This window comes from Bacillus cereus group sp. Bce019, from assembly GCF_051781745.1.
Lineage (GTDB): Bacteria > Bacillota > Bacilli > Bacillales > Bacillaceae_G > Bacillus_A > Bacillus_A cereus.
In genome coordinates this window covers 452,441-470,764 of record NZ_JBPWJX010000001.1, presented here as the reverse complement: position 1 = coordinate 470,764, position 18,324 = coordinate 452,441, and the positions used below count along the sequence as shown (strand labels likewise).

Genomic DNA, 18,324 nt, shown 5'->3' with positions numbered 1-18,324 from the left:
CGGTCGTTTTTTTCATGTTACGCTGTGATCCAAGCTTCGTTAGCTGGATTTTTACGCCACTCTTGTAATTTTTTCGTTTCAGCTTGTCCAATCATACCTTTTTCTGCTGCAACTTCAGTTAATGCACTGTAATCACTTAAAGAATATGATGCTACGTTAGCTGCTTCTAGTTTTTCTTTTCCTGCTTCTAACTCATATGTGAAGATTGATACGATTCCTAATACTTCACATCCAGCTTCGCGAAGTGCTTCTACACATGTAATTGCACTACCGCCAGTTGAAATTAAGTCTTCTACTACTACGACTTTTTGACCTTTTTCAGCTTTTCCTTCGATTTGGTTCCCTTTACCGTGACCTTTTGCTTTACTACGTACGTAGCACATTGGTAAATCCATACGATCGCTTACCCATGCAGCGTGCGCAATACCAGCAGTTGCTGTTCCTGCAATAATTTCTACAGTTGGGAAGTGCTCTTTAATTAACTCTTCTAATCCAGCTGCAATCGCTTGACGTACTTTTGGATAAGATAAAGTTAAACGGTTATCACAATAAATTGGTGATTTCATACCTGAAGACCAAGTGAATGGATCATTCGGTTGTAAAAATACTGCTCCAATTTCTAATAAATGCGATGCGATTTCTTTTTTCATACTGTTACACCTTCCCACTGTTGTTTTACTGTTTTATACGCTTCAAGCGGATTTTCTGCTTTTGTAATACTACGTCCAACTACGATGTAGCTTGAGCCAAGTTCCCTCGCACGTTTCGGTGTTGCTACGCGCACTTGGTCATTTACATCATCGCTTGCAAGACGAATCCCCGGTGTTACTGTTACAAATTCATTTCCGCATACTTCACGTAATTTTGGAACTTCAAGTGTTGAACAAACAACGCCATCAAGTCCACTTTCTTTCGTTAATTTTGCATAATGAGCAACCGCTTCTTCTAACGTTTTCTCAATGCCGATCTCTTTTTTCATCATAGCTTCCGAAGTGCTTGTTAGTTGTGTAACTGCAATACAAATCGGTCTCTCTTTTCCTTCTTGCTTACCTTCCTCTAATCCCTCAATCGCAGCTTTCATCATGCTGCTTCCCCCAGCAGCATGAACATTTACCATATCAACATCTAGACTAGCTAGGCTACGCATAGCGCTTTTTACTGTATTCGGAATATCATGAAGTTTTAAATCTAAGAAGATCTTATGTCCTTTTTCTTTTAAGTACGTAATAATCGCAGGGCCTTCTTTGTAAAATAACTCCATACCTACTTTGACAAATAACTCTTCCCCTTCAAAGTGGTGTAAGAATTGTTCTACTTCTTGTTTCCCTGGAAAATCTAGTGCAACGATTAACGACTGTGACATGTTTGCTTCCAGCTCCTTCCTTGACATTCCGAAATGTGATCAAATCCTAATTCATCTAATAATGCTGGTAACTCTTCAATAATTGTCGGACATACGAACGGATCGATAAAGTTCGCTGTACCTACTGCAACTGCGCTTGCGCCAGCATAGAAGAATTCAATTACATCTTCAGCTGTTTCAATACCACCCATTCCGATAATTGGAATGTTAACCGCTTGGCTTACTTCATGTACCATGCGAATTGCTACTGGCTTAATCGCAGGACCTGATAATCCGCCTGTACGGTTTGCTAAAATTGGTTTAGCTGTTTTTAAATCTAGACGCATACCAAGCAATGTATTAATCATCGTTAAACCATCTGCACCTGCATTTTCAATCGCTTTTGCAATTTCTACTATGTTTGCCACGTTCGGTGACAATTTCACGTATACAGGTACTTCAGAAACCTCTTTTACTCGCTTCGTTAAATCAGCAGCAATTTCAGGATTTGTACCAAAGGCGATACCACCTGTTTTTACGTTCGGACAAGAAATGTTTAATTCTAGTGCATGGACATTAGGCGCTTTAGAAATTTCCTTCGCAACCGCTACGTAATCCTCAGCTTGTGAGCCTGCAACGTTTGCAATAATTGGAAGGTCAAATTGTTCTAACCATGGTAATTCCGAATTCATTACTTTGTCTAATCCCGGGTTTTGAAGTCCGATTGCATTTAGCATGCCCCCTGGTGTTTCAGCAACACGAGGCGTTGGATTTCCATAACGTGGTTGTTCTGTCGTCGCTTTAATCATGATTGATCCTAGTACACTTAAATCGTAAAACTGTGCATATTCACGACCAAACCCAAAGCATCCAGATGCCGGTATAATTGGATTTTTTAATGATAATCCTGGTAATTCAACTTGCAATCTGTTCATAGTACAACCTCCCCGATTGGAAATACTGGTCCGTCGCTACACACCTTCTTGTAAGAATGTCCACTTGGATCTTCTTGTAAGTGGCATACACATGCGAAACAAGCTCCAATACCACAGCCCATACGTTCTTCTAATGAAATATAGGCTTTTTTCTCTTTGTAACGTCCTTCTAATGCACGAAGCATCGCTAGCGGACCACATGAATAAAGAATATCAAAGTCAATTCCGTAATTATCAATTACATCTGTGACAAATCCTTTTGTACCGTGTGTACCGTCTACTGTCGCAACGTACGTATCACCAAGTTCTGCAAATTTTTCTTCATAGAAAACTACATCTTTCGTTTGAAAGCCTAAGATGTGAATAACACGTACACCTTTTGCAACGAGGCGCTGTGATAATTCATAAAGTGGTGGTACACCAATTCCCCCACCTACTAGTAAAGCTGTTTGACCAGCTTCTGCTTCTTCTACAGGAAAACCGTGTCCTAATGGTCCTAGTACATCTACCATTTCACCTTGTTTTCTAGTTGCTAATGTTTTTGTCCCTTGTCCTTCGGCACGATATAGCATTGTAAATTCATTCTTCTCTTGATCTACATTACAAATACTAATTGGGCGGCGCAGAAGGGGCGCAATGCCCTCTGCTACCTTAATGTGTACAAACTGCCCTGGTTCGTTCATTTGCTGTACTAACGTTCCTTGAAGCACTAATTCGTAAATATTTTTTGCGATTTCTTTTTGGTTAACGACGATCATATTTTGCTTTTGCATCATGCATGTACCACCTCGTGACGCTTTGTTTGCGTAATTTCTTTCATTGAATGAGCTGAGAATGTCATAGATTCTAATACTCGTAAGATTGCTCTTGTTGTATCAAGTGATGTTAAGCAAGCCACACCATTTTCTACTGATTCACGGCGAATGCGGAAACCATCACGCGCTGGTTGTTTACCTTTTGTTAATGTGTTAATTACAAACTGTGCTTTTCCTTGACGGATAATATCTAGTAAGTTGTAGTCTTCAGAATCAATTTTGTTTACAACTTGTACTGGGATATTTTGCTCTTCTAATGATTGTGCTGTTCCAGCTGTTGCTAATAAGTTATAGCCGATTTCGTGGAAACGTTTTGCAATTTCCATCGCCTCTTCTTTATCTTTATCCGCTACAGTAATGATTACTGAGCCGTGCGTTGGGATGTTAATTCCAGAAGCAACTAACCCTTTATATAATGCTTTTTCAAGCGTTAAGTCTTTACCCATTACTTCCCCTGTTGATTTCATTTCAGGTCCTAATGTTGTATCAACTGAGCGTAGTTTCGCGAATGAGAATACCGGAGCTTTTACATATACTTCTTTCTCTTCTGGGTGATAGCCAGTTCCGTATCCTTGCTCTACTAGGTCTTGCCCTAAAATAACTTTCGTTGCAACATTCGCCATCGGTACGCCTGTAATTTTACTTAAGAACGGTACTGTACGGCTTGCACGTGGATTTACTTCAATTACGTACACTTGATCTTTGAATACTACAAACTGGATATTTAGTAATCCAACAATGTTTAATCCTTTTCCAAGTGCAATTGTATGTTCAATGATTTGTTCTTTTAGTTTTTCAGATAAACTTTGTGGTGGATATACTCCAATTGAGTCACCAGAGTGAACTCCAGCGCGTTCAATATGTTCCATAATACCTGGAATGAATACATTCTCACCATCGGAAATTGCATCTACTTCAATTTCTTTACCAACCATGTAACGGTCGATTAATACTGGGTGATCTGCATGAACTTTAACTGCATTTTTCATGTAGTGCAGTAGTTCTTCTTGACGATATACGATTTCCATCGCACGTCCACCTAGTACGTAAGATGGTCTTACTAATACTGGGTAACCAATTTCTTCTGCGATTGCTACCGCTTGTTCTACAGTCGTTGCTGTTTTACCAACTGGTTGCGGGATGCCAAGTTTTGTTAAAGCAGCTTCGAATTTATCACGATCTTCTGCACGGTCTAAGTCTTCAAGTGATGTTCCTAAAATTTTCACACCGTGTTCTTCTAGTTTCGCTGCTAAGTTAATTGCCGTTTGTCCACCGAACTGAACGATAACACCTTCTGGTTTTTCTAAATCGATAATATGCATTACATCTTCAATCGTTAATGGTTCAAAGTATAATTTGTCAGAAATACTGAAGTCTGTTGAAACTGTTTCTGGGTTGTTGTTAATGATAATTGCTTCATATCCAGCTTCTTTAATTGCCCATACTGAGTGAACTGTTGCGTAATCAAACTCAACACCTTGACCAATACGGATCGGACCAGATCCTAGAACTACTACACTCTTACGATCTGTTACAATCGATTCATTTTCGTCCGCATATGTGCTGTAGTAATATGGCGTTGCAGATTCAAACTCTGCCGCACAAGTATCTACCATTTTGAATACTGGCATCATATTATTTTCTTTACGCATATCGTAAATTTCGCGCTCCGTTTTGTTCCAAGCTGCTGCAATGTAGTGATCGCTGAAGCCCATTTCTTTTGCAGTTTGTAGTACTTCCATATTTCCTACATTCGCTTTTACTTCACGTTCCATATTTACGATGTTTTCAACTTTTTGTAAGAAGAAGAAGTCCATTTCACACCATTCATTGATTTCTTCTTTCGTTACACCTTGGCGAATTGCTTCTGCTACAATAAACAGTCGTTCATCATCCGCTTTAATGATACGTTTTTTCATCGTTTCTTTATCAAGTTCTTTTAAGTGGTCTAATTCTAAGTGATAAATGCCAAGCTCTAAAGAACGAACTGCTTTTAGTAATGATTCTTCTAAGTTACGTCCGATTGACATAACTTCACCAGTTGCTTTCATTTGTGTTCCAAGCGTTCTGTTCGCTGATTCAAACTTATCAAACGGCCAACGTGGAATTTTTGAAACAACATAGTCTAACGCTGGCTCGAAGCAAGCGTAAGTTTTTTGTGTTACTGGGTTTACGATTTCATCTAACGTTAAGCCGACTGCAATTTTTGCTGCTAATTTCGCAATTGGATATCCAGTTGCTTTAGATGCTAGTGCAGATGAACGACTTACACGTGGATTTACTTCGATTACATAGTATTGGAAGCTATATGGATCTAGTGCAAGCTGAACGTTACATCCACCTTCAATTCCTAGTGCACGAATAATTCGTAATGACGTGTTACGTAACATTTGGTATTCACGGTCGCTTAGCGTTTGGCTCGGTGCTACAACGATTGAATCACCTGTATGAACACCAACTGGATCGATATTTTCCATGTTACACACTACAATCGCGTTATCATTTGAATCACGCATTACTTCGTATTCAATTTCTTTACAGCCAGCAATACTTTTCTCTAATAAACATTGTGTTACTGGGCTATGTTTTAAACCACTTGTTACGATTTCAATTAGCTCTTCTTCGTTATGACAAATTCCGCCGCCCGTTCCTCCTAATGTGAACGCTGGTCGAACGATTACTGGGTAACCAATTTCGTTTACAAATCCATATGCTTCATCAAGGTTATGAATAATTTCACTTGGTGGTGTTGGTTCATTTAAATCTTGCATTAATGTACGGAATAAATCACGATCTTCCGCTTGCTCGATTGCTGATAATTTTGTTCCTAAAATTTCAACTCCACACTCGTCAAGTACGCCTGATTTTGCAAGTTCAACAGCCATGTTTAAACCTGTTTGACCACCTAATGTTGGTAGGATTGCATCAGGACGTTCTTTACGAATAATACGGCTTACGAATTCTAATGTTAATGGCTCGATGTATACTTTATCTGCTGTTGCAGTATCCGTCATAATTGTTGCTGGGTTAGAGTTAACAAGGATTACTTTGTAACCTTCCTCTTTAAGAGATTGACAAGCTTGTGTACCAGAGTAGTCAAACTCCGCTGCTTGCCCAATTACAATTGGTCCTGATCCGATTACTAAAATTGTGTTAATGTCTAGGCGTTTTGGCATAACTCTTCCCCTTCTTTCTTGAAGTTTTCAATCATTGTTAAGAAATCTTCGAATAAATCATTTGCATCTTCTGGTCCCGCTGAAGCTTCTGGATGGTATTGTACTGTAAATGCCGGGAACTTCTTATGACGAAGACCTTCTACCGTTCCATCGTTTAAAGCAACATGTGTAATTTCAAGATCTGTATTTTCAACTGATTCTTCTTCTACTGCGTATCCGTGGTTTTGAGATGTAATTGCTACTTTTCCAGTTGCAAGATTTTTTACTGGATGGTTTAAACCACGGTGACCAAATTTCAACTTACTTGTATTTGCACCTGATGCTAGAGCGAACAATTGATGTCCTAGGCAAATTCCGAATAAAGGAACTTTACCGATAATGTCTTTTAACATTTCAATTGCTTCTGGTACATCTTTCGGATCTCCAGGTCCATTACTTAACATAATTCCATCTGGGCTAAGGCGTAAAATTTCTTCCGCTGTTGTGTTGTAAGGAACTACAATTACATCACAGTCACGCTTATTTAATTCTCGTAAAATACCATGTTTCATACCGAAGTCTACTAGTACAACTCGGTGACCACGACCTGGACTTGGGTATGGATCTTTCGTTGATACGCGTTTTACATGATCTGTAAATACTGTCGCTTTTAATTGGCTTACAATGTACTCTACATCTGCATCCATGTTACAAAGGCGTCCACGTAATGTACCGTATTGACGAATTTTTCTCGTTAATTTTCTCGTATCAATCCCTGCTAATCCTGGGATATTTCTTTCTTTCAAGTAATCATTTAACGAAATTTCATTACGGAAGTTTGATGGGTGATCACAAATTTCGTTTACGATTAAACCATTTACAGATGGGTGAATGGATTCAAAATCGTCACGGTTAATGCCGTAGTTTCCGATTAATGGGTACGTGAATGTTACGATTTGACCGCAATATGATGGATCAGATAATGTTTCTTGATATCCAGTCATTCCTGTTGTAAATACAACCTCACCTGACTTTTCGATTTCGCCTCCGAAACCTGTTCCAATTAATACTGTTCCATCTTCTAAGATAAGTTGTCTTTTCATACTAATGCACTCTCCTTTTGCCATGCGATCTTACCACCAACGATTGTCATTACCGGCCATCCTTGGCATTTCCAACCTGCGAATGGTGTATTTTTTCCTTTTGATAAGAATGTTGTTGGGTCAATCTCTTCTTCTTGTTCTAAATCAATGATTGTAATATCAGCTGCTCTACCTTCTTTTAGGCGACCTGCTTCTAAGCCGAATGTATCAGCTGGCTTTTCTGTTAAGAATTGAATTAACTGTTCTAGCGTAATAACTCCCTTTTTCACAAGGTTTGTGTATAGAAGCGGGAATGCTGTTTCAAAACCAGTAATTCCAAACGGTGCTCTTTCAATTCCTTGTGCTTTCTCTTCCGCTGTATGCGGTGCATGGTCAGTTGCGATCATATCGATCGTTCCATCTAATAAACCTTCAATTAATGCTGCATGGTCTTCTTTTCCACGAAGCGGTGGGTTCATTTTAAAGTTAGGATCAGCTGATGGGATATCATCTTCACATAACACTAGGTGATGCGGTGTTACTTCTGCTGTTATTTTAATTCCAGCGCGTTTCGCATCACGGATTACACGTACAGAACCTTTCGTACTTACATGACATACGTGATAGTGGCAATCTGCTGCTTCAGCAAGCAGTATATCCCTTGCAATATGTACAGATTCACATACTGATGGGATACCGTTTAATCCGTGTTTCTCAGAAAACTTCCCTTCATGTACACAACCTTTATTAATAAGCGTATTCTCTTCACAGTGCGCAACTACTGCCATATCTAATTTTGCTGCACGTTTCATAGCCGCTAACATCATGCTCGCATCTTGTACGCCTACGCCGTCATCTGTGAAAGCAAATGCTCCAAGTTCTTTTAATGTTTCGAAATCTGTCATTTCAGAACCAGCTTGACGTACTGTAATTGCTCCGTATGGTAGTACGTTAACATGAGCTTTTTCTTCAATACGTTTTTGCAAGTCTTCCATATGTTCTCTGCAATCTGGTACCGGGCGTGTATTTGGCATTGCGCAAATTGTAGTGAATCCACCTTTTGCCGCTGCTAGTGTACCTGTTTCAATTGTTTCTTTATGTTCACCACCTGGTTCACGAAGATGTACGTGTACATCTACTAATCCAGGTGCGATTAACTTTCCGTTCACATCGATTACTTCAGCATTATCTGCCGTAATATTTTCTGCTACCTTAGCGATTTTACCGTCTTGTACGAGAAGATCCGTTGCTACGATTTTTCCTTCTTCATTCATATAACGACCATTTTTAAACAAATAATTCATGTTTCATTCCTCCTAATACATTTGGTAAGGCGCGTTTTAGTACAGCCATTCTTACGTAAACTCCATTTTCCATTTGTTTAAATATACGTGAACGCTCACACTCAACAAGTTCACTTGCAATTTCAACATCACGGTTTACAGGAGCTGGATGCATAATAATGCTTCCTTCTTTCATACGCTTTTCTCTTTCTACTGTTAATCCGTGTTTCTCATGATATTCTTTCATAATGTCTGTTTCATAATGATCATGACGCTCATGTTGTACACGGAGTAACATCATTACATCAACTTCTGGAACAAGTTCATCTAATGGTTTGTATGTTCCAAATGTGTTGTCTTCATCTTTCCACTCTTCTGGACTTGCAAAGTAAATTGTTGCACCAAGCTTCGTTAATGCTTCTGCATTAGAACGTGCTACTCGGCTATGACGAACATCTCCTACTATTGCAATCTTCAAACCTTCAAATCTTCCAAACTCTTGTTTAATTGTAAGAAGGTCCAGTAGGCACTGTGTTGGGTGGTTTCCGCATCCATCTCCAGCATTTAAGATTGGAATATTCACCTGATCTTTTAGTTCATCGAAGTAGCGATCTTGCTCGTGGCGGATGACCACTGCTTTTGTTCCGATTGATTCTAGTGTTCTTATCGTATCGTATAGAGTTTCTCCTTTTTGTACGCTAGATGCATCAGCTGAAAAGTTTAAAACATCAAGTCCTAATCTCTTCTCAGCAACTTCAAAGCTAAATCTCGTTCTCGTACTATTCTCAAAGAACAAGTTCGCAACAAAAGTTTGCTCTGTCGTTTTGCTCTCTTTTCCATTCGCAAAATCTTCTGCATCTTTTAGGATTTCTGAAATTTCTACTTCCGATAATTCACTCATCGTTAACAAATGGCTCATCGTCATCCCTCATCTTTCTGATTTTTATGTTACCACTTTTGAATTTTTATAACAACCTTTGCATAAAAATACCCTAATCGTGTGAGACTAGGGTGCAAGAAAGAAGCCACCCTTTCCGGTCTCACAGGACTGAATTAAAAGGTTATTATTATGAAGCAATCTGCTTAGATTGTTTTATTTGTTTCGTTTCCGGTAGTAGTAGATTTAACAGTACACCTACAATTGCTGCTAGTGCCATTCCTTCTACTTGGAATGATTCTCCTACGTGAAGTACCGCTCCACCAATACCGATTACTAATATTACTGATGCAATCATTAAGTTTCGTTTGTCACTTAAATCTGTTTTATCATCTACCATCATGCGTAATCCGCTTGATGCGATTACACCGAATAGTAAGATTGATACACCACCCATAACTGGTGTTGGGATCGAATGAATCAGTGCAGAAATCTTACCGATAAATCCGAACATGATTGCGAATACTGCTGAACCGATGAATAAGTATACACTGTATGCTCTCGTAATTGCTAGCACACCGATGTTTTCACCATACGTTGTATTCGGTGGCCCACCGATTAGTGACGCGATTAATGTTGCTACTCCGTCACCGAAGATTGAACGGTGTAAACCTGGTTTTTCAATTAAATCTCTTTTAATAACATTTCCAAGAACAATTTGATGTCCGATATGTTCTGATATTGTTACTAGTGCAACTGGTACCATCAAGAGTACAATCTTCCATGAAAACTCTGGTGTGTATGTTACAAATGGTACTGTGAAATCTGGTACAACAAACCATTTTGCCTCAGCTACCGGCTTTAAGTCTACTAGCCCTTGGAAGTAAGCGAAGATATATCCGCCGATAATGCCAAGTAACACTGGTATGATACTGAAAAATCCTCTTCCAAATATCGAGCATATAATTGTAATTGCTAATGTTACTAACGCTACTGAAAAGTGTGTAAAGCTATATTTGCCATCCGCACCGTTCATCGCCATGTTAACTGCTGTATGTGCTAAAGCTAGACCGATTACCATTACTACTGGACCAACTACGATTGGTGGTAGTAATTTCATAATCCACTCTGATCCTGATTTCTTAATTCCGAGTGAGATTAAGATGTACACAAGTCCTGCTAGCAAACCACCAAGCATTGCCGCTCCCGGTCCACCTGCCGTTTTCGCTGTTATAATCGGTGCGATAAAGGCGAATGATGATCCTAGATAAGCAGGTACTTGACCTTTCGTTATAAGAAGGAATGCTAACGTTCCTAATCCACTTGATATTAATGCTACTGATGGATTCAATCCTGTTAAAAACGGAACAAGCACTGTTGATCCAAACATCGCGAACAAATGTTGTATACTTAAAAATAACCATTTTCCCGGTTTCGGTACTTCATTAACGTCTAACACTGGCTTTTGTTCCATTGTTATATCCTCCTTCAGTTTAAATCTTTGCAATAAAAAAACTCTTTGTGCCTGTGCACAAAGAGTCCTACACTTTCGTATGCCAAATTTGACATATGAAAGCCAAGACCCTTTGGCAGCCTCACAGGACTACATTTAAAAGGGCTTTACTTATCGTATATGCTTACTCGATCTTGTTGATCTGTCTCTTGCAAATCAACTTCGATACGCTCTTCACTTGATGTTGGAATATTCTTCCCTACATAATCAGCGCGAATTGGTAATTCGCGATGACCTCTATCAACAAGAACCGCCAATTGGATTTGAGATGGTCTACCTAAATCCATAAGAGCATCCATTGCTGCTCGAACTGTTCTTCCTGTATATAATACGTCATCCACAAGGATAACTTTTTTCTTCGTAATATCTACAGGGATATCAGAACCTTTTACAAGTGGTTCTTTATTTTTCGATTGTAGTGTTAAATCATCACGATATAACGTAATGTCTAACTCTCCAACTTCCATTTCTTTTCCTTCAATTTGACCAATTCGTTCTGCCAAACGTTGTGCAATAAAAATTCCACGAGTTTTAATTCCGACAAGAACACAATTATCGACACCTTTATTTCGTTCCACGATTTCATGACTAATTCGTGTTAAAGCGCGGCGAATCATTTGGTCATCTAAAACGACAGCTTTCTCTTGCATGCTCTACACCTCCAAGCTTTTTTCTTGCGTGAGAGTAATGGTATAAAAAAAGTCCTCTCAACGTGTGCGAGAGGACTTTTGAAAAAAGGGTACAACATACCCTAAGTATTTCAAACCGTTACCTTCTCAACCTCACGGGGCTGTGTTAAAGGATCATTATTTAACTGTTGTCAGTATCTCAATTTTCTTATGATTTGTCAATACTATTTTCGTAAAATATTTAATGCGTCTTCAAACACTTCTGGAATCGGTGCCTCAAACTGAATATATTCACCCGTACGAGGATGATCAAAGCCTAAAATACCCGCATGAAGTGCTTGTCCATTCATATCTAACGTTTTCTTCGGACCATACTTCGGATCTCCTGCAAGTGGATAGCCAATATATTTCATATGAACACGAATTTGGTGCGTACGTCCCGTTTCTAAGCGACATTCTACAAGTGTAAAGTCTTTAAAGCGTTCTAACACTTGGAAGTGCGTAACAGCGTTCTTACCATTTTCATCAACTGTCATACTTTGACGCTCTTTCTTATCACGAGCAATCGGAGCATCAATCGTTCCCTTATCATGCGGAATCACACCGTGTACAATCGCTTTGTAACGTCTCGTTACTGTTTTTGCTACAAGCTGATTCACAAGCGATTCATGTGCCATATCATTTTTAGCAACCATTAATAGTCCAGATGTATCTTTATCAATACGATGCACGATACCTGGACGCATTACACCGTTAATGCCTGATAAGTCTGTACAATGATGCATAAGGCCATTTACAAGTGTACCACTTGTATGCCCTGGTGCTGGATGTACAACCATACCACGTGGCTTATTTACAACAAGCACATCTGCATCTTCATAATAAATTTCTAAATTTAAATCCTCTGGTTGAATATCTAACTCTTCTGGTTCAGGAATTGTTACTGTAATTTCATCTTCTTCTTTTACTTTATAATTCCCTTTTACCGCTTTCCCGTTTACTGTCACAACGTCATCTTTAATCCATTGCTGCACTTGCGTACGTGACCATTCGTTATTTATCCCTGCAACGAATTTATCAATTCGCTCATTTTTTTGCTCTGCTGCAACTGTTACTTGTACTACTTCACTCATTCAATTACTCCTTCGCTTTCTTGCCTTCTAATAATGTTTGAATAATAATTAATACAACACCAATACATAATGCTGAATCAGCTATATTGAATACTGGATAGTTGTACGAGAAAATATACACGTGAATGAAATCCACTACTTCTTGTCTAAATACACGATCAATAAAGTTACCAATTGCCCCGCCCAAAATTAGGCCTAACGAAATACCTAGAAGTTTGTCTGTTTTCGCATACTTTTTCATATAAAATACAATAAACACTACAAAAACAACTGTAATAATGTAGAAGAACCACATTTTATTTTCTAAAATACCCCAAGCAGCGCCTCTATTTCGATGTGATGTTATGTATAATACATTGTCGATAATCGGAATACTCGTACCCAATTCCATGTTCTTTACAATTAACCACTTCGATATTTGATCGATAGCAATGACGAATAACGCTATTACATAATATATCATTTTCATTTCCCCCACAAAGACAGTGTACCTCAAAATTTTAGCATAGCTGCTACCTTTTCACAATGAACCTTTATAGAAGAATAAAATAAATTAAAAAAAGGTAATATAATATCGTTGTGCGTATTCATACATTTACCTTTTCATAAAAGAATTCATGAATCGTACGGGCAGTCGGCATTGTCTTCATTTGCTTTGTCGAAATTAATCTCCCCGTCTCTTCACAAATACCATACATGTCTATTTCCATTTTAAATAATGCGCGTTCTACATCCTTTAAATCCTCTTTTATATCATGTAATAGCAATTTTTTCTTTATCTCTTCCTTAATTTCATATCCAAGCTCTTGGCTGAACTCGACATCATATTTGTGCATTACTTCTTTAGCTAGTCTCTCTTGCAACTCTTTTCTCATCAATTGCAATTCTTCTTTTATTTCCATGTAAATTTCATTCACGTGTACATTCCTCCTAGCTGTAATGTACAGTTAGTGTGTCCGAAATTTATTTGCTTACCTCACACACATTTTTCCTTCACAGGAAAGAGTCTGAAAGTGATTTTGATATGCCATAAACAAAAAAACTGACTGCATCAATAGCAGTCAGCTTTTTTGTTTATTTTACATAGTTTTCTTTAACAACTGTTGCACAACGCTCACATAATGTTTCATGTTCAGCATCTTTACCAATTGTTTCTGAAACTACCCAACAACGTTCACATGTTTCACCAGTTGCTTGAGCAACAACAACCGCTGTATGTTCATACTTCGGTGCATCTGCTGGCGCTTCATCCATCATACCACCAAGTTTATACTCAGAAACGATGAATAATTGCTTTAAGTCTTCGCTAATAGACTCTAACATAGCTTTCATTTCTGCAGTTGGATATAGCGTAATGCTTGCATTTAATGACTTACCGATTACTTTTTCATTACGAGCTACTTCTAGTGCTTTTAACACGTCATCACGTAATGTCATAAATGCATCCCATTTTGTTTTTAACGCTTCCGCGTCATCTAATTGTACAGCTTCTGGCATATCAGTTAATTGTACACTTTCTTCTGTTACGCCTGGAATGTATGGCCATACTTCATCAGCTGTATGCGGTAAGATTGGTGTTACAAGTTTCGTTAACGCAACAAGAACATCATATAATACAGTTTGAATCGCACGACGATCTTCGTGGTTTGCACCTTCAATATATAAAATGTCTTTTGCAAAGTCTAAATAGAATGAACTTAAATCAATTGTACAGAAGTTATGAATTGCATGATACACAGCAGCGAAGTCGTATGTCTCATATGCTTCTTTAACTTTTGTAATTAAGTCATTTAATTTCACTAACATGTAACGATCTACTTCACGAAGTTCAGCTACAGCTACTGCATTTTCACTTGGCTTAAAGTCGTCTAAGTTTCCTAATAAGAAACGGAATGTGTTACGGATTTTACGATACACTTCTGCTACTTGTTTTAAAATATCATCTGAAATACGTACGTCAGATTGATAGTCAACAGAAGATACCCATAAGCGTAAAATGTCTCCGCCTAATTGATCCATAATTTTCTTCGGTACGACAATGTTTCCAATCGACTTACTCATCTTACGTCCTTCACCATCTAGTACGAAACCGTGACTTAGTACGCCTTTATATGGAGCTTTACCTGTTACAGCAACTGCTGTTGATAATGAAGAGTTAAACCAACCACGATACTGGTCAGATCCTTCTAAATATAAATCAGCTGGACGCTGTAAATCTTCGCGCTCTTCTAATACCGCTTGGTGAGAAGAACCTGAATCGAACCATACATCCATGATGTCTGTTTCTTTACGGAATTCGCCATTTGGGCTACCTGGATGTGTAAATCCTTCTGGTAATAGATCTTTCGCTTCACGCTCGAACCATACGTTAGAACCGTGTTCACGGAATAAATCTGCTACATGGTTAATTGTTTCATCCGTAATAATTGGATCACCATTCTCAGCATAGAATACCGGAATTGGCACACCCCATGCACGCTGACGAGAAATACACCAGTCACCACGGTCACGAACCATATTATGAAGACGAGTTTCTCCCCATGCTGGTACCCATTTTGTTTCTGCTACAGCTTCTATTAATTCTTTACGGAATGCTTCAATAGATGCAAACCACTGTGCTGTCGCACGGAAAATAATTGGTTTTTTCGTTCTCCAATCATGTGGGTATGAATGTGTAATGAATGTTAGTTTCAGTAACGCGCCTACTTCTTCTAATTTTTCTGTAATTGGTTTATTAGCTTTATCATAGAATAAGCCTTCAAATCCAGGTGCCTCATTTGTTAATACACCTTTATCATCGACTGGGCAAAGTACTTCTAATCCATACTTTTTACCAACAACGAAGTCATCTTCCCCGTGTCCTGGTGCTGTATGAACACAACCTGTACCTGCATCTGTTGTTACGTGGTCTCCTAGCATAACTAATGAATCACGATCGTAGAATGGATGTTTTGCAACTGTGTACTCAAGTTCGCTACCTTTTACTGTTTTCACAACTTCAGCATTTTCCCACTCTAACGTTTTTGCAACTGTCTCAAACAGCTCAGAAGCAATGATATATTTCTCATCGTTTACTTTTACAATGCTATATTCAAGCTCTGGGTGAACAGAAATACCTAAGTTTGCAGGTAATGTCCAAGGTGTCGTTGTCCAAATGATGTACTTTTCATCACCTTCTAATACGTTCTTTCCATCTTTTACAGGGAATGCTACGTAAATAGATGCTGATTTTTTATCTTGATATTCAATTTCAGCTTCCGCTAAAGCAGATTCACTCGTTGGAGACCAGTAAACTGGTTTTTGACCTTTATAGATATAACCTTTTTTCGCCATGTCACCAAACACTTTGATTTGTTGTGCTTCATAAGCTGGCTCTAAAGTAATATATGGATTATCCCAATCTGCACGTACACCTAGACGCTTAAATTGTTCACGTTGACGTTCTACTTGTTCATATGCATACTCTGCACATAACTTACGGAACTCAGCAACTGTCATTTCTTTACGTTTTACACCTTTATTTGTTAAAGCTTGTTCAATTGGTAAACCGTGCGTATCCCATCCTGGAACATATGGCGCACTAAAACCAGTCATTGATTTATAACGAACAATAAAGTCTTTTAATACTTTATTTAATGCATGTCCCATATGAATGTCACCATTCGCATATGGAGGTCCATCATGCAATACAAATAAAGGACGTCCTTTTGTATGTTCTTGTACTTTTTCGTAAATATTCATTTCAGCCCATTTTTCTTGCATTGCAGGCTCACGTTTTGGTAAATTCCCACGCATTGGGAACTCTGTTTTTGGCATCAGTAATGTATTTTTGTACTCCATGCTCAATTCCTCCTTACATGTATAAAAGAAACACTTAAAAAACGGAATAAAAAAGAGACCTTCTCATCCCAAAAAGGGACGAGAAAGTCTCCCGCGGTACCACCCTAGTAGATCATATACATATGTATAGAATCCTCTTTATATTCTTAACGCGAATACACGCCTACGCTTACTCTATTTGTTCAGCGCGGAACTCCAGGGTGATATTCCCACTATCTCCTTATCCTGAGCTTACACCATCCTCAGTTCGCTATATAAGGTTTGAAAAGGTACTTATCCCTATCTTCGTTTTTCTTAATAAATATGTTGTTTAAAATTATATGTAATAATGAGAAAAACGTCAAGCTTACACTGTTTCTTCTTTTTTCAACAGTTCATCTACTTCGTCTTCTAATTCAATTAGTTTATCCCAATCATCGTTGTTTAACATCTCAAGCTGTGTTTCTAATAACATACGGAAACGAGTTCGGAATACTTTCGCTTGTTTCTTTAGCTCTTCAATATCAAAAGCAACTTTTCTTGATTTTACTAATGCTTCGTTAATAATACGATCAGCATTCTTTTCAGCTTCACGCACAATTAATTTCGCTTCTTTTTGCGCATTACGTTTTACTTCTTCCGCTGCTTCTTGTGCAACGACGATAGATTTGTTTAACGTATCTTCAATATTAGAGAAATGATCTAACTTCCCTTCTAACTGCGCAACTTTTTCTTCTAAAGCTTTTTTCTCACGAATGACCAATTCATAATCTTTGATAATTTGATCAAGAAACTCATTTACTTGATCTTCATCATAGCCACGGAATCCGCGACCAAATTCTTTGTTATGAATATCTAATGGTGTTAACGGCACAACGCCACCTCCAAGTAGTTATCTAAATTTCCTCTTTCAATTATATCTTTTCTTCGACAAAATAGGAGGATTTCCTTCTAAAAAACCAATCATTTTAGTATACCATACAAAATTCTCCATTTGTCGCGTTTTGTTCTACCTTCTACAGAAAATAATTTACTTCGGCCATATCCTCTAACAGAAAAAACATCTCCTGGATAGCATTCATAAGAAGTTTGCTCCACTGTTTTCCAATTGACTTTTACTAAACCATTTTTTATGAAAGGTTGTACTTTCTGTCTAGATAAATGTAACATTTCAGCTAACATAACATCTAAACGAAGTGAAGAAACCGTTCCAGATTTCTCTCCCCACGTTTCATCTATCTGTAGAATTTGTTCTCCTTGCACTGACGCTAAAGAGACTTTTACTTTCCCTATTGATTGTAAGTTCATCTCAATATACGATACAATTTCTTTCGCAACTACAATTTGGGCACGATTTTCTTGCAGCAAAATATCACCACATTTTTCTCTTGTTAAACCAAGAGACATAAATGTACCTAATATTTGCCTATGTTCTAGCGTATAAAACTTGGAAGGATAGTCAATTTCTAATACTTCTACTTGAAATTCTTCTTCATTTAATTCTAGATAGTCTGGATAAATAAGTGCTCTTTTACGCTCTGCATTAGGCGTTGCACCACCAAATTGTACAGCAACATCACCTTGTCCTATTACCATTGAAACAATTTGTTGTTGCCTAGGATCAAGAAAATCCGTTAACTTCACTTGATGGTACTCCGCCGCTCGCTTCCACTCTAGCACTTTATCCACAAAGACCTCCTCATCAGGCCTAAAATGTTCGTAGATGCTCATGTATTTACCT

At 38.2% G+C, this 18,324-nt stretch carries 16 protein-coding genes and 1 other annotated feature; all 16 genes read right to left on the bottom strand.

Annotated elements, in window-relative coordinates:
- Positions 1-17: 17 nt before the first annotated feature.
- Positions 18-650 (bottom strand): orotate phosphoribosyltransferase, encoded by a 633-nt coding sequence (pyrE, locus tag ACS2QP_RS02615; RefSeq protein WP_000711440.1) that lies wholly within the window; start codon positions 648-650, stop codon positions 18-20.
- Positions 647-1,363, bottom strand: a complete 717-nt coding sequence (pyrF, locus tag ACS2QP_RS02610) for an orotidine-5'-phosphate decarboxylase (RefSeq protein ID WP_000083510.1) — start codon at positions 1,361-1,363, stop codon at positions 647-649. The genes pyrE and pyrF overlap by 4 nt, the downstream gene beginning before the upstream one ends.
- Entirely contained in the window at positions 1,348-2,277 is a 930-nt protein-coding gene (pyrD, locus tag ACS2QP_RS02605; RefSeq protein ID WP_001081049.1) for a dihydroorotate oxidase B catalytic subunit, read from the bottom strand. Before pyrD ends, pyrF begins: the two co-directional genes overlap by 16 nt.
- The gene (gene pyrK / locus ACS2QP_RS02600; RefSeq protein ID WP_000983359.1) at positions 2,274-3,053 is read right to left on the bottom strand and encodes a dihydroorotate oxidase B electron transfer subunit; all 780 of its coding nucleotides are present in this window, start codon (positions 3,051-3,053) and stop codon (positions 2,274-2,276) included. The genes pyrD and pyrK overlap by 4 nt, the downstream gene beginning before the upstream one ends.
- Complete coding sequence (carB, locus tag ACS2QP_RS02595) at positions 3,050-6,268, bottom strand: carbamoyl-phosphate synthase large subunit (RefSeq protein WP_001126101.1); 3,219 nt, start codon at positions 6,266-6,268, stop codon at positions 3,050-3,052. The genes pyrK and carB overlap by 4 nt, the downstream gene beginning before the upstream one ends.
- Positions 6,253-7,350: a carbamoyl phosphate synthase small subunit gene (locus ACS2QP_RS02590; RefSeq protein WP_000828680.1), complete on the bottom strand. Its 1,098-nt coding sequence runs from the start codon at positions 7,348-7,350 to the stop codon at positions 6,253-6,255. Before ACS2QP_RS02590 ends, carB begins: the two co-directional genes overlap by 16 nt.
- Entirely contained in the window at positions 7,347-8,633 is a 1,287-nt protein-coding gene (pyrC, locus tag ACS2QP_RS02585) for a dihydroorotase (RefSeq protein ID WP_017672854.1), read from the bottom strand. The genes ACS2QP_RS02590 and pyrC overlap by 4 nt, the downstream gene beginning before the upstream one ends.
- Positions 8,617-9,531: an aspartate carbamoyltransferase gene (gene pyrB / locus ACS2QP_RS02580; RefSeq protein WP_000018849.1), complete on the bottom strand. Its 915-nt coding sequence runs from the start codon at positions 9,529-9,531 to the stop codon at positions 8,617-8,619. Before pyrB ends, pyrC begins: the two co-directional genes overlap by 17 nt.
- Positions 9,532-9,679: 148 nt before the next feature.
- A complete protein-coding gene (gene uraA, locus ACS2QP_RS02575; RefSeq protein ID WP_000435928.1) occupies positions 9,680-10,963 on the bottom strand; it encodes a uracil permease in 1,284 nt (427 codons plus the stop codon).
- Between the two features lie 146 nt (positions 10,964-11,109).
- Positions 11,110-11,652, bottom strand: coding sequence for a bifunctional pyrimidine operon transcriptional regulator/uracil phosphoribosyltransferase (gene pyrR, locus ACS2QP_RS02570; RefSeq protein ID WP_001156491.1), 543 nt, complete (start codon positions 11,650-11,652; stop codon positions 11,110-11,112).
- Between the two features lie 203 nt (positions 11,653-11,855).
- Complete coding sequence (locus ACS2QP_RS02565; RefSeq protein ID WP_000005829.1) at positions 11,856-12,764, bottom strand: RluA family pseudouridine synthase; 909 nt, start codon at positions 12,762-12,764, stop codon at positions 11,856-11,858.
- 4 nt (positions 12,765-12,768) lie between these two features.
- On the bottom strand, positions 12,769-13,227 hold the full coding sequence (gene lspA, locus ACS2QP_RS02560; RefSeq protein ID WP_000642180.1) for a lipoprotein signal peptidase LspA: 459 nt from the start codon (positions 13,225-13,227) through the stop codon (positions 12,769-12,771).
- Positions 13,228-13,351: 124 nt separating this feature from the next.
- Positions 13,352-13,681, bottom strand: coding sequence for a molecular chaperone DnaK (locus tag ACS2QP_RS02555; RefSeq protein ID WP_001002956.1), 330 nt, complete (start codon positions 13,679-13,681; stop codon positions 13,352-13,354).
- A gap of 157 nt (positions 13,682-13,838) precedes the next feature.
- Entirely contained in the window at positions 13,839-16,604 is a 2,766-nt protein-coding gene (gene ileS2, locus ACS2QP_RS02550; protein WP_000455951.1) for an isoleucine--tRNA ligase, read from the bottom strand.
- Between the two features lie 71 nt (positions 16,605-16,675).
- Positions 16,676-16,899: a binding site (T-box leader), on the bottom strand.
- A 51-nt stretch (positions 16,900-16,950) separates the two neighbouring features.
- Positions 16,951-17,457 (bottom strand): septum site-determining protein DivIVA, encoded by a 507-nt coding sequence (divIVA, locus tag ACS2QP_RS02545; RefSeq protein ID WP_001131611.1) that lies wholly within the window; start codon positions 17,455-17,457, stop codon positions 16,951-16,953.
- Positions 17,458-17,546: 89 nt separating this feature from the next.
- Positions 17,547-18,314 carry an RNA-binding protein gene (locus ACS2QP_RS02540; protein ID WP_002164454.1) on the bottom strand — a complete coding sequence of 256 codons (768 nt, stop codon included), beginning with the start codon at positions 18,312-18,314 and terminating at the stop codon, positions 17,547-17,549.
- Positions 18,315-18,324: the final 10 nt, after the last annotated feature.